The sequence below is a fragment of the Streptosporangium roseum DSM 43021 genome (assembly GCF_000024865.1).
Lineage (GTDB): Bacteria > Actinomycetota > Actinomycetes > Streptosporangiales > Streptosporangiaceae > Streptosporangium > Streptosporangium roseum.
This window is the reverse complement of sequence record NC_013595.1, coordinates 8,057,101-8,069,575: the sequence shown is the minus strand read 5'-3', so window position 1 is coordinate 8,069,575 and position 12,475 is coordinate 8,057,101. Positions and strand designations below refer to the sequence as shown.

The following is a 12,475-nucleotide window of genomic DNA, read 5'->3' as shown; positions in this document are numbered from 1 at the left end:
GCCACGACTCTCCTCTCCTTCCGCCTACCGGGTTAGCTGACGGGTTCGGGCTGGAGGAAGCCCTTCCACCGAAGTGGTTCACCCCAAGTGCGGTGGGTCCCCGGCTCCCGGGCGACGCGCCCGGAATTAGGCATATCGGACATTAGGTCCGATGTGTGAGGATAGTAGTGGTAAACCCTGGGTAACGCGACCCCAATCTGAGACTAATAAGTGATCATCCTGTGACAAGAGAACGTAAAAGGCGCGCCGTCTCCTCAGGCAGGACGTCGTTCACGAAAGCCCCCATGGCCGACTCCGATCCGGCGAGATACTTCAGCTTGTCCGGCGCCCGGCGGATGCTGAACAGCTCCAGGTGCGCGTACGACAGCTCCCGGCCGACGTTCACCGGCGCCTGGTGCCAGGCCGCGACGTACGGCATGGGCACGCCGAAAAGCCCGTCCAGGCGGCGGAGCACCTCCGTGTAGAGCGGTCCGAACGCCGCGCGCTCGGCGGGCTCCAGCCCGCCCAGGTCGGGGACCTGGCGGTGCGGGTAGAGGTGGACCTCCACGGGCCAGCGCGCCGCGGCGGGGACGAAGGCCGTCCAGTGCTCGTTCGAGGCGACCACGCGGATCCCGGCCTCCCGCTCGGCGGCCAGCACGTCGGCGAACAGGTTGCCCCCGGTCCGCTCCCGATGGCGCTCGGCCGCGCCGAGGGAGAGCCTGGTGCGCGGGGTCACGTAGGGGTAGGCGTAGATCTGGCCGTGAGGGTGGGCCAGAGTGATGCCGATCTCCGCTCCCCGGTTCTCGAAGCAGAACACCTGCTCCACGCCGGGCATCGCGGACAGCTCCGCCGTACGGTCGATCCAGGCCTCCATGACCAGCTCGACCTGGCCGGCGGAGAGCTCGGAGAAGGACGAGCCGTGGTCGGAGGTGAAGCAGACCACCTCGCACCGCCCGGTCCCCGGGCGGACCTCGCTCAGCCCCCCCACCTGGTGGTGTTCGCCCCTCTGGGCGGAGAAGGAGGGGAATCGGTTCTCGAAGACGACGACGTCGTAGGCGCTCGACGGGACCTCGGTCAGGTTGCCGAGGGTCGACGGGCACAGCGGGCACTCGCTCGCCGGCGGCAGGAAGGTGCGCCCCTGGCGGTGCCCGGCCACCGCGATCCACTCCTCGGTGAGCGGGTCGTAGCGCAGCTCGGAGGCCGGCGGGCGGGGCGGCAGGTCGCGCTTGTCGATCGCGCCGCGGTCGGCGTCGTCGTGCCGGTCGAAGTAGAACAGTTCCCGCCCGTCGGCCAGGTGGGTGATCGTGCGCTTCATCGGCTCAGCACCGCGCTCTCCGGCCGCGCCTCGGCGACGATCAGCTCGCCGACCTGGGCGGTGAGCTCGTCGCGGGCCTCGTCCGGCATGCCGGAGTCGGTGATCACGACGTGGGCCTGGGACAGCTCGGCGATCGTGCTGATCCCGACCGTCCCCCACTTGGTGTGATCGGCGGGCACCACCAGGCGGTGCGCGGAGGCGACCAGCTCGCGGTTGGTCTCCGCCTCCAGCAGGTTCGGAGTGGTGAACCCGGCGCGGGCGTCCATCCCGTGCACGCCGAGGAACAGGGTGTCCACGTGAAGCCCGCGGATGGCCGCCACGGCGACCGGGCCGACCAGCGCGTCCGAGGGGGTCCGGACGCCACCGGTCAGCACGACGGTGCGGTCGGCGCGGGGGGAGCGGTGGAAGACGTCGGCGATCCGGATCGAGTTGGTGATCACGGTCAGGTCGGGCACGTCGACCACGGAGTGGGCCAGCGTCCAGGTCGTGGTGCCGGCGGACAGCGCGATGGCCGTGCCGGGCCGGACGAGCTGGGCGGCGTACTGGGCGATCGCCTCCTTCTCCGGTTGCTGGCGCATCGACTTGGCGGCGAATCCGGGCTCCTCGGTCGAGCCGGGGCCGGCGGCGGTGGCCCCGCCGTGGACCTTCTCCACCAGCCCGCGCTCGGCCAGCACTTCGAGATCCCTGCGGATCGTCATGTCGGACACGCCGAGCTCGCGGACGAGGTCGGCGACCCTGACCCCGCCGTTGCTGCGCACCCGTTCCAGAATCGCCTGCTGCCGCTGTTGGGCGAGCATTGACCCACTCCTTAATCAAACAGATTCCACCAAATTATCACAGGAGATTTGGGTGATCGCTGTTGGATCCTGGTGAATAGTGGCTCACAGCCGCTCAAGCTCGGCGTGGATGTTCGCCCTGGCCGCCGCCTCCAGATCGGCGATCCGGAAGATCGTCGGCAGGTCGAGCAGCGAGCGCAGCACGGCCGCCCGGCCGGCACGGAAGGCGTCGTCCGGGACGAAGGAGTACTCCTGGCGTACGGCCGCCGCGTAGGCCGCGTAGACCTCGGGCGGGGCGGCCAGGATCGCCAGGTCGGCGTCGCACAGCACGGCGCCGTCCACGTCGTCCGGCGCGGGGTCGTGCGTCCGGGTGAGCCGCACCAGGCGGGCCACCGTGGCCACCGCTCCGGCGGGCAGCCCCATCTCGGGCAGCGTCCGTTCGGCCAGCCGGGCGCTGCGTTCCTCGTTGTCGCCGCGCCGGGGGTCGTAGACGGCGTCGTGGAACCAGGCCGCGAGCCGTACGAGGTCGGGGGCCGCCGCGTGCTCCGCCAGCGTGTCGATGTGGGCCAGTACGGCCTCCAGGTGGTCGGTCGTGTGATACCTGCGGTGCGGCTCGCCGTACCGGGTGATCAGGTCCTGGCCGAGGCTCTCGGCCTCGGGCCCGGCCAGCGACCGCCAGCGGTCCATCAGATTCGCGCTCATGCGGGGGAGCCTAAAACCATGGCCGGCCGTCGTGCCCGCCGCCTCCGCCGCACGGCTCGCCCCCCGGATCCCGTACGGCACGCCTCGGGTCTTGTACGGCGCGCGTCCGAGGAGGAATGTGAAGGCCGGACCCGACGGAAGGGGCGCGGCATGGGCAGGCGAGCGCGCAAGAGCCGGTCACGCAGGAAGCGCAAGGCCAACCACGGCAAAAGGCCGACGGCCCGCTAGCTGCGGCGCCCCCACGAGGCGAGCAGCCTGGTCTGGGAATCGGTGCCCGAGGCCACCGGCTGCTGTTCTCCTATCACCCCCGCCTGGCGGTAACCCTCCTCCGCCCGTGCGAACCAGGCCGCGCAGGCCTCGACCAGCTCGGGGTCGAGCCGCTCGTCGGCGCCGATCGCACGGGCCAGGTCCCAGGTGTGGATGAGCGCGTCGGCGAACAGCTCGGTGATGTACTCCTCGCCGCGCACGTCGCCGAACGACAGGTGGACGACGCAGGTCAGGGAACGCTCGTCACCCGCAGCCTGGGCGGCGGCCACCGCCGAGGTGTCGAACGCCTTCAACGGGTCGTCGCCGAGCAGGTCGCCGTCAAGAGCGTCGCCGAGGTCCGCGACGTTCCGTCCGGCGAGCAGTTCCGGGGCCCAGCGGTTCTCCCCGACCACGTGGTTGACCAGGGCGCGCACGTCCCAGTCCACGCACGGCGTCTTGTTCTCCCACTGTTCCGGCCGGATCCGGTGCACAAGAGCGCCGAAGTCATCCAGGGTGCGTCGGTAGGCCTCACGTATGTCGATAGTCATCATGTCCTCCCGAGTCGTCATTTCGACCGTAACTCCTGAGGGGCACCCCGTCATCGGGCCCGTGGGGCATGATCGGCCGGGGGCGCGGCATCCGACCGTGGGGTTCATCCGGCGGTCATCGCGACGTCAGTGAGCGGTCACGCCATCTCGCCATAATTCCCCTCATGCGTAAGAGGGGGAGGCGGGTCCGCTGAAGGAGACGGCGCTGCGGCGCGGTTGGCGCTCTCCGTGAGCGTGTCGCGCCATAGTGTCACCCATGGCCGAAGCATCCGGACCCGCGAGATCGTCGACTGGCTTCAGGCTGTTGCTCGGGCTGGCCGCCGCGGTGGTGACGCTGGCCGGGATCAGGGCGGTGGCCGACATCGCCGGCCCGGCCTTCCTGGCGCTCACCCTCACCATCGCGGTGAGCCCGCTCCGGGTCTGGCTGCGCCGCCGCGGGGCGAGGCCGTGGGTGCTGGTCGCGGTCCCGCTTCTCACCGTCCTGCTGCTGCTCGTCGCACTGGTCGGTTCGCTGGTCGTCTCGGCGGCGCAGCTCGTGGCCCTGCTGCCCACCTATGCCGCGCAGTACCAGCGGCTGCTGGCCTCGATCGCCCGGGGCATCGACCACCTCGGCATCACCCAGGAACAGGTCAACTCGGCGTTGAGCAAGCTCGACCCCGGCGCGCTCATCGGCCTGGTGCAGGGTTTCCTGGGCGGGCTGCTCAGCATCGGCTCGGCCCTCATCCTGATCGCGCTGCTGCTGTTCGGGATGAGCCTGGACGCCACCGTGACGCACGACGCGATCAGGTCGCTGCGGACCTCGCGGCCCCACACGGTCGGGGCACTGAGCGAGTTCGCCCGGGGGACGTGCAGCTATCTGATCGTCTCCACGGTCTTCGGGCTGATCGTGGCGGTGCTCGACACCGCCGCCCTGTGGATCATGGGCGTGCCGTTGCCGCTGCTCTGGGGACTGCTGGCGTTCATCACCAACTACATCCCCAACATCGGGTTCGTCATCGGGGTCATCCCGCCCGCGCTGCTGGCGCTGCTGGACTCCGGGCCGAGCACGATGGTCGCCGTGGTGGTCGTCTACTCGGTGCTGAACTTCGTCATCCAGTCGGTGATCCAGCCCAAGTTCGTAGGGGAGTCGGCCGGTCTGTCCACCACGGTCACCATCCTGTCCCTGCTCGTGTGGGCCTACGAGCTCGGCGCCCTGGGGGCGATTCTGGCGGTGCCGCTCAGCGCCTTCGCCCGCGCGCTGCTGATCGACTCCGACCCCGCGGCCCGCTGGGCCACCCCGCTGATCAGCGGCCGGCTCCCCGGCCGCCCTTGACGGACGCCGGGATGACGGAACAGGTGGTGTCGGCGGCGGGCATGACGCCGTCGATCAGATAGCGGTTGACGGCGCTGTCGACGCAGGCGTTCCCGGGGGAGAAGAGTCCCCCGTACACGGTGTGGCGGAAGGCGCCGCGCAGGGTGACCAGGCGGGAGCCGGTCAGGGCGCGGTGCGCGGCCCGCTGCCCCGCGTAGGTGGCTGCCGGGTCGCCGGTGGCGCCCACCATCAGGACCGGGACGTCGTTGCGGACCCGGGTGGGCGGTTCGGCGGGAGTGGTCGGCCAGAACGAGCAGGGGGTGAGGTGGCGGGTCAGCGGGCCGAACAGGGGCTCGTCGGCGCGGTGGGCCTGGATGTCGCGGTAGTAGGTCTCGGGGTCGCGGGAGGCATCCCGGTCCGCGCACTGGATCGCGGTCTGGACGCTGGCGGATCCCTCCGCGTCCGGGGACGACAGGCCGGTCAGGACCTGTTCCAGGACCGGGGTGGGGGTGACCGCGACGCCGCGGGCGGCGTCGCGGAGGACCTGGACGTCGGCGGCGAATCCGGCATACGCCTCGTCACCGTCGCCGGCGGTGACGTTCCACAGGAGCTGGGGCAGGACGCCGCTGTCGACGCGGTGGCGGCCGACCCGCAGCGGGCTGCGGGCGGCGGCCCGGTTGATCCGGTCGACTGTGGCCAGGACCTCGGCGGGGGTGGCGCCCAGACGGTGGCGGTCGTGGTGGCGGGCCGCCCAGGCCGCCCAGTTCTCCAGGACCGCGGCCGCGGCCGGTCCCGCCGTGCGTGTCAGGTCGGGGCCGAACAGGTCGGGGTTCAGGGCGCTGTCGAGAACGACCCGGTCGGCGCGGCGGGGAAACAGCTGCAGGTAGACCTCGCCCAGGTAGGTGCCGTAGGAGGAGCCGAGGTAGGACAGTTTCGGCTCGCCGAGGGCGGCCCGGATCACGTCCATGTCCCGGGCGGTGTTACGGGTGGAGGCGTGGGGCAGCACGTCCCGGTGGGCGGCGCAGCGGGACGCCAGGTCTCTGGCCAGCGCCACGCTCCGGTCGAAGGTGCGCCGGTCCGATCCGGCGGAGCCGATGCTGACAGTGGGCCACTTGCAGTTCAGGGGGGTGCTGCGCCCGACGAAACGGGGGTCCATCCCGATCAGGTCGTAGCGGGCCGCGACCGCGGGCGCGACCTGCTTGACCTTGAGCGCGAGGTACATCGCGGGAACGCCGGGACCTCCGGGGTTGTACAGCAGCGCCCCCCGCCGGCGCCCGGGATCGGTGGCCTTCAGCCGGGACATCGCGACCTTGATGGTCCGTCCGCCCGGCCGGCTGTAGTCCAGCGGCACGGTGACCTCGGCGCACTGGGCCTTCGCGTCGTCCAGTTCCTTGCCGATCGCGTCGTCCGGGGCGGTCTGGCAGCGATGCCAGGTGATCCCCTGCCGCTGGAACCGGGTCGTCCCGTCATCCTGGCTGCGACCGCCGGCGTCCGTCCGGGCCGCCCCGGCCGCCGGCTGCACGCCGATCACGGCGGTGCCCGCGAGGGTCGCCATCACGGCCCCGGCCACGGTCATCCTTCGTCCACGCATCGGATTCTCCTCTTGCCCTGTTCTCGGACATGAACGGTGGCGGTTCCGGACCTGACGTCACGGCGCGCGGGCGGCTTCCCAGCGGCCGGAACGGCCCGTGAAGATCACGGGCCACACCATCACGGGTACGAAACTAGGCCGCACGGCCGGTCCGGCGCGTCAGCCCCCGGTCGGGGTTTCCGCTCCTGTGCGTGATCGCCGCGCGTTTTCGGGGGCTGCCGACCGCATCGGCTCTGACCAGCGCTTTCCTCCGGACGGGACTGCGGCGGGTGCCTCCTCCGGGACATCCGTGTACGACTGCGGGCTGAGGCGGTCGCGCTCCGGCCCGGCCCTCCGGTGATCTCGGGGGGAGAACCGGCCGGTCATCCGGGGGGGAAGAGGACCCCTGCCCCGCCGGTCGGTTCCGTGGCCTTCTCCCTGTCCGAAAGGCGGGGCCGGAGGTGTTCGTCCGCCGGCCGGAGCCGACTATGTTGGCGCCATGGACCGGGTCCCCGCCCGCCGCCCGTGCGCGGCGGCGACCCCGGCCGGGGCCACGACGGTACGGAGCGACAGGACCTGTGATGATCGATGGGCCGGTGGCCGGGACGGAATGGGCCGGGCAGCTCGTGAGATACGCCGCTTTCGCCTCCGCACAGACAGCGCGGCCGGTACGGGCCCTGCTGCGGACGGGTGCCCGGCTCCCCCCGGTGGCATTCGACGTTCTACCGGCGGCCGCGATCTTCTTCGGGAGCGTCGGCCTCAACGGCAAGGTCTACCAGGACCCTCCCGGAGCCCTGATCCTCCAGGCGGCCCTGTCGCTGCCCCTGGTGTGGCGGCGCCGCGCGCCCCTGGCGGTGTTCTGCGCGGTGGCCGTCGTCGCGTCCGTCCAGTGGCTCATCGGCGTCCAGCTGCTGACCGACGTGGCGCTGCTGGTGGCCCTGTACACGGTGGCCGCGCGCTCCACCTGGCGCCGCACGCTCATGGCCGCGGCCGTCCTCGAAACCGGCATCCTGCTGGCCTCCGCCCGCTGGGCGGCACCCGACGGGAGATTCCTCAGCTCAGCCGTCTTCCTGACCGCTGTGGCCGTCGCCATCGCCGTCACCGGTACGAACACGCGGATGAGGCGTGCCCACCTCGCGTCCCTGGAGGACCGCGCGGTCCGCCTGGAGCGCGAACGCGACCAGCGGGCCCGGCTGGCGGTGGCAGACGAACGGGCCCGTATCGCCCGGGAGATGCACGACATCGTCACCCACAACCTGTCCGTCATGGTCGCGCTCGCCGACGGCGCGGTCTTCGCGCAGACCCGCTCCCCCGACAGGGCGACCACCGCCATGCGGCAGATCTCCGGCACCGGCAGGCAGGCCCTCACCGACATGCGGCGCTCCCTCGGCGTCCTGCGGGTCGACGGACCGGACGCGCTGCGCCATCCGATGCCCGGCATCGCGCAGCTGGAGTCCCTCGCCGGCCAGATGCGCGCAGCCGGGCTGCCGACCAGCCTCGACCTGGAGGGCGATCCCGTCTCCATCCCCGCCGCCGCGCAACTCACCGTCTATCGCCTGGCGCAGGAAGCCCTGACCAACGCCCTCAAGCACACGCCGCCCGGCACGCGCGCCGAGGTCCGGGTGCGCTGCTCGTCCGAGGCCGTCACCGTCGACGTCACCGACGACGGCCGCACCGCACGGGCACCCGGCCCATGCTCCGGACACGGCATCCCCGGCATGCGCGAACGTGCCGCCGCGTACGGCGGGACACTGGACGCCGGCCCCCTTCCGGGCAGCGGCTGGCAGGTCTCGGCCACCCTCAACCTCTGCCCGGCCGGGGGCGAGGCCGCGTGACGATCCGCATCCTGCTCGCCGACGACGAACCGCTGCTCCGCATGGCGTTCACCATGGTCCTCGAAGCGCAGCCGGACATGGAAGTGGTCGGCGAGGCCGGGGACGGCATGGAAGCCGTGCGGCTCGCACGACGGTTCCGTCCCGACGTCGTCCTGATGGACGTACGCATGCCCGGCACCGACGGAATAGAGGCGACCGGCCGGATCGTCCGGACGTGCCGGCAGACCCGGGTCCTCATCCTCACCACCTTCGACCTCGACGAGTACGCCTTCGCCGGTCTGAAGGCCGGGGCATCCGGCTTTCTCCTCAAGAACGCCCTGCCTGAGGAACTGCTCGCGGCGATCCGGAACGTCGCCGCGGGCGACGCGGCGGTCTCTCCGCGGATCACCCGCCGCCTGCTGGAGAACTTCGCCCACCAGCTTCCCACCGGCGGCGCCCCGGCGAGCGCCGAGCGGCTGCAACGGCTCACCCCACGCGAGCGAGAGGTGCTCATCGAGGTGGCCCGCGGCCTGTCCAACACCGAGATCGCCGCCGGCCTGCACCTCGCGGAGGCCACGGTGAAGACGCATCTGGGCCGGATCCTGCTGAAGCTGGAGCTGCGCGACCGAGTGCAGGCCGTGGTCTTCGCCTACGAGGCCCGGCTCATCCGCCCGGTGTGAGGACGGCCTGGGCCACCGGCTCCGGCCGATCAGCGGACGCCGCGCCGGGCAGCACGCGCGGTGGCAGCGGCGGTCCGACCAGGTCCTTGGTTGCGCGGCCCGGCTCTTCCCCGCCCTGGGCGCGAGGCCTTCTCCTGGCCTCGCGCCCCGGGCTTCCGGGCCTCACGGCAGGCTCTGCTCCACCCAGACGACCTTGCCCTTGGGCGTCAGCCGGGAGCCCCACCGATGCGCGAGCCAGTTGATGAGATGCAGCCCGCGGCCGGTGTCGTCTCCGCTGCCGGCCTCGCGCATGACCGGCATCGCGAGGGAGCGGTCGGTCACCTCGCACACCAGCGTGGGACCGCGCAGCAGGCGCAGCCCGACCGTGCCCGAGCCGTGCTTGATGGCGTTGGTGACCAGCTCGCTGATCATGAGCTCGGTGGCGTCGGCGATCGGGTCCAGCCGCCACTCGGTCAGCGTGGCCCGGATGAAGCGGCGCGCCTTGGAGGCGGAGCGGGGGTCCGACGGGAGGGCGATCTCGACGATGTCGTCCTCGTTCAGCTCGCGCACCCTGGCCAGCAGGAGCGCGATGTCGTCGCGCTCGTGTCCCGGACGCTGCGCGCCGATCGTGAGGTCGCACACCTCCTCCAGGTCCCGGTTCTGGCCGGCGAGCAGATCGCAGACCATGTCGATGCCCTCGTCGATGTCCCGCTCGCGGCTCTCCACCAGGCCGTCGGTGTAGAAGGCGAGGACGGCGTCGTGCGGGAGGACGAGCTCGCGCATCTCGACCGGCTCGTTGCCGATGCCCAGGGGGAGCCCCGGCGGCAGCTCCAGCAGCTCGGGCTTGCCGCCCGGCCGTACCAGGATCGGCGGCACGTGCCCCGCGGAGGCGAGCGCGCAGATCCGGGTGACCGGGTCGTAGGTGGCGTAGACACACGTCGCGATCTGGGTGGCGTCCAGGTCCTGGCTCATCCGGTTGAGCCGGAACAGCACCTCGGCCGGGCTGAGGTCGAGACTGGCCAGCGTGCGGGCGGCCGTGCGGAGCTGGCCCATCGTGGCCGCCGCCCTGATGCCGTGCCCCATGACGTCGCCGACCACGAGGGCGACCCGGCAGCCGGGCAGCGGGATCACGTCGTACCAGTCGCCGCCCACCCCCACCAGATCGCTCGCGGGCAGGTAGCGGGAGGCGATCGTCAGGCCCAGCGGCTGGTAGAGGTCGGCCGGGAGCAGGCTGCTCTGCAGGGTCAGCGCGGTACGGCGCTCGCGGTTGTAGAGCCGGGCGTTGTCCAGGCAGACCGCGGTCCTGGCCGCCAGCTCCTCGGCCAGGCCGATGTCCTGCTCCTCGAAGGGCTCGCTGTCGGGTCTGCGGGTGAAGATGACGAAGCCCAGCACCCGGCCGCGCGCCTTGAGCGGGACCACCAGGAAGGAGCTGTCCTCCAGCACCTTGGACACCGAGTCGCGCTGCCAGAACCGCCCGATCTCCTCGGCGGTCCGGCGCCCCAGCCGGGGATAGAGGATCGGGTTGCCGGTGGCCATGCACCTGGCGTAGGGCGTCCACGCCTCGTAGACCACGACCTCGTCCACCGGGAACGCCCTGGCGTACTCGCCGGGCGCGGGGTCGGACACGCCGACCGCGATCCGCCGCACCAGCGCCGTGCCGTCGGTGTTGCGCTGCGGGAACTCCCCGTCGGTCATGAGCCGGTCCTGCACCAGGATGCCCGCCGCGTCCGCGAAGCGCGGCACGGCGACATCCATCAGCTCCCTGCCGGTCTCGAACATGTCCAGGGTGCTGCCGATCCGCTTGCTCGCCGCGTTGAGCAGGGAGAGCTGCTCGTTCATGGTGGCGGGGCTGCTCATCCGCGGTGCGGCCGCCGCGGGGTCCTTGGTGACGAAGCGGCGGTTCACTCGCTCCACCGGGGGGCCGGGACCGGGGTCCACCAGGGGCTGAGGCCGAGGTCCTCGGCGATGGCGTTGGCGCCGTTGTAGCCGGGGGCCCCGGAGACCGAGCCGCCGGGATGGCTGCTCGCGCCGCAGAGATAGAGGCCGGTGATCGGGGTGCGATACTGCCCGAGTTCGGGGACGGGCCGGTTGCCGCCCAGCTGGGCGGGCTCGTAGGCGCCGACGTGATGACTGCCGCGGACCATGTTGACGCAGTGCCGTTCTATGTCGAGTGGAGAGAAGACCCGTTTGCCGAGTACGGCGCCCCGGGACAGGTTGGGGGCGTATTCCGACCATTCGGCGAGCAGCAGCTCGCCCACCTCCTCACGTTGCCGGTCCCAGTTCCCCGCGTCGCCGTCGAGGTCGTAGGGGGCCCATGGCCACCAGAAGGCCACGTGCTTGCCGTCCGGGGCGTAGGAGGGGTCGAACAGCGAGGGACACGCGCCGTTGCCCGCCAGCCGGTCGGGCAGCCGTCCCTCGTGGATCTGGTCGAAGGTACGGCCGAGCTGCTCGCTGTCGTCGGCGCCCAGGACGACCAGGAAGGCCCGGTCCACATCGGGCTCGAACTCGGCCGCCAGGTAACGCGGCGCCTCGTCCAGTGCCAGGTGCAGGGTGACCAGGCTGTGCCCGGCCCACTTGTAGTTCTCGACCTTGGCCGCGATGTCGGCGCCGAAGTTCTCCGGGCCCGCCAGCCGTACCGTCTGGGGGGCGTCCACCGCGCTGGCCACGAACCGCCGCGCGCTGAGGACCTCGCCGGTGGCGAGCTTGACCCCGACGGCCCGGCCGTCGTCGACCAGGATCCGCTCGGCGTGCGCGCCGGTGACCACGATGCCGCCGTGCTCCTCGATGACGCCGCGCAGCGCGTTCGCGACGTTGACGGCGCCGCCCACGGGCACGCCGAGCCGGGCGATGCGGGACAGCAGGCGCGGCAGGAAGCCGCCGGTCCCGGGCACGTTCTCGATCGAGATCGCGTGCAGGAAGGACTTGAACAGCACCCTGACCTGCTCGCTCTCGAAGTTCTTGTCCACCGCCTCGTACAGCGACAGCGGCATGTAGCTCAGCAGGTCCCGGCCCAGGTCGCCCCGGAGCCGTTCGGCGAGCACGTGCGGCGGCAGCGGTCCGGAGTACAGGAAGCCGTTCATCAGGTCCCTGGCCGCCTCGGCGTAGCGCTCGTACAGCTCCAGCCACCGGTCGGCGTCGGCGCGGGAGAAGCGCGCGAAGGACTCGGCGGTGCGCTTGGGATCGGTGTAGACCGTGATCGCGCGGCCGTCCCGGAAGATCGTGGAGTGCTGGGTCTCGGGGTAGACGTAGCGCAGGCCGTACCGCTGGAGTTCGAGGTCGGCCGGGACCGGGCCCTCTTCCAGGAAGTGGTAGCTGCTGTGGGTGTTGTGCCGGAAGCCGGGGAGGGTGAGCTCCTGGGTGCTGCAGCCGCCGCCCGCCTCGTCGTTGCGCTCGACGACCGCTATGGACAGGCCCGCCCTGGCGAGATAGGCGGCGCACGTGAGCCCGTTGTGACCGCCACCGATGATCACGCCGTCGAACCCCGTCACGTTCTCCTCCAGTGCGACTTGACTGCCGTTCAGGAGAATCGTAAAGAATGATCTACGGCTGGGTCCGCGTTTGACTGAGATTCATCG

11 protein-coding genes and 1 riboswitch are annotated in these 12,475 nt (G+C 71.6%); of the genes, 4 read left to right on the top strand and 7 right to left on the bottom strand.

Annotation, left to right across the window (positions count from 1 at the left end):
* Window positions 1-7: 7 nt before the first annotated feature.
* Window positions 8-143, bottom strand: a riboswitch (cyclic di-AMP (ydaO/yuaA leader).
* A gap of 71 nt (window positions 144-214) precedes the next feature.
* The 3 genes from galT to SROS_RS35240 all read right to left on the bottom strand — a co-directional run bounded on the left by galT (window position 215) and on the right by SROS_RS35240 (window position 2,772).
* Window positions 215-1,294, bottom strand: coding sequence for a galactose-1-phosphate uridylyltransferase (gene galT / locus SROS_RS35250; RefSeq protein ID WP_012893725.1), 1,080 nt, complete (start codon window positions 1,292-1,294; stop codon window positions 215-217).
* A complete protein-coding gene (locus tag SROS_RS35245) occupies window positions 1,291-2,091 on the bottom strand; it encodes a DeoR/GlpR family DNA-binding transcription regulator (protein WP_012893724.1) in 801 nt (266 codons plus the stop codon). The genes galT and SROS_RS35245 overlap by 4 nt, the downstream gene beginning before the upstream one ends.
* Before the next feature lie 84 nt (window positions 2,092-2,175).
* Window positions 2,176-2,772, bottom strand: a complete 597-nt coding sequence (locus tag SROS_RS35240; protein WP_148269300.1) for an HD domain-containing protein — start codon at window positions 2,770-2,772, stop codon at window positions 2,176-2,178.
* A gap of 18 nt (window positions 2,773-2,790) precedes the next feature.
* Between SROS_RS35240 and SROS_RS54610 the strand changes: the two genes are divergently transcribed.
* Complete coding sequence (locus tag SROS_RS54610; protein ID WP_148269299.1) at window positions 2,791-3,000, top strand: 50S ribosomal protein bL37; 210 nt, start codon at window positions 2,791-2,793, stop codon at window positions 2,998-3,000.
* Here the strand turns inward: SROS_RS54610 and SROS_RS35235 are convergent.
* A complete protein-coding gene (locus SROS_RS35235; protein ID WP_245564386.1) occupies window positions 2,997-3,587 on the bottom strand; it encodes a TIGR03086 family metal-binding protein in 591 nt (196 codons plus the stop codon). The two genes, SROS_RS54610 and SROS_RS35235, sit on opposite strands and share 4 nt — an antisense overlap.
* A gap of 235 nt (window positions 3,588-3,822) precedes the next feature.
* On the opposite strand from SROS_RS35235, the gene SROS_RS35230 reads away from it, so the two are divergent.
* Entirely contained in the window at window positions 3,823-4,878 is a 1,056-nt protein-coding gene (locus SROS_RS35230) for an AI-2E family transporter (protein ID WP_012893721.1), read from the top strand.
* Here the strand turns inward: SROS_RS35230 and SROS_RS35225 are convergent.
* Window positions 4,850-6,448, bottom strand: a complete 1,599-nt coding sequence (locus tag SROS_RS35225; RefSeq protein ID WP_012893720.1) for an alpha/beta hydrolase — start codon at window positions 6,446-6,448, stop codon at window positions 4,850-4,852. The genes SROS_RS35230 and SROS_RS35225 overlap by 29 nt on opposite strands.
* Window positions 6,449-7,008: 560 nt before the next feature.
* Here SROS_RS35225 and SROS_RS53480 point away from each other — a divergent pair.
* Both SROS_RS53480 and SROS_RS35215 read left to right on the top strand, forming a co-directional pair.
* Entirely contained in the window at window positions 7,009-8,262 is a 1,254-nt protein-coding gene (locus tag SROS_RS53480; protein WP_012893719.1) for a sensor histidine kinase, read from the top strand.
* Entirely contained in the window at window positions 8,259-8,921 is a 663-nt protein-coding gene (locus SROS_RS35215; protein WP_012893718.1) for a response regulator, read from the top strand. The genes SROS_RS53480 and SROS_RS35215 overlap by 4 nt, the downstream gene beginning before the upstream one ends.
* A gap of 162 nt (window positions 8,922-9,083) precedes the next feature.
* Here SROS_RS35215 and SROS_RS35210 read toward each other — a convergent pair whose 3' ends face one another.
* A complete protein-coding gene (locus SROS_RS35210) occupies window positions 9,084-10,805 on the bottom strand; it encodes an ATP-binding SpoIIE family protein phosphatase (protein WP_012893717.1) in 1,722 nt (573 codons plus the stop codon).
* Entirely contained in the window at window positions 10,802-12,388 is a 1,587-nt protein-coding gene (locus SROS_RS35205; protein WP_012893716.1) for a phytoene desaturase family protein, read from the bottom strand. Before SROS_RS35205 ends, SROS_RS35210 begins: the two co-directional genes overlap by 4 nt.
* Window positions 12,389-12,475: the final 87 nt, after the last annotated feature.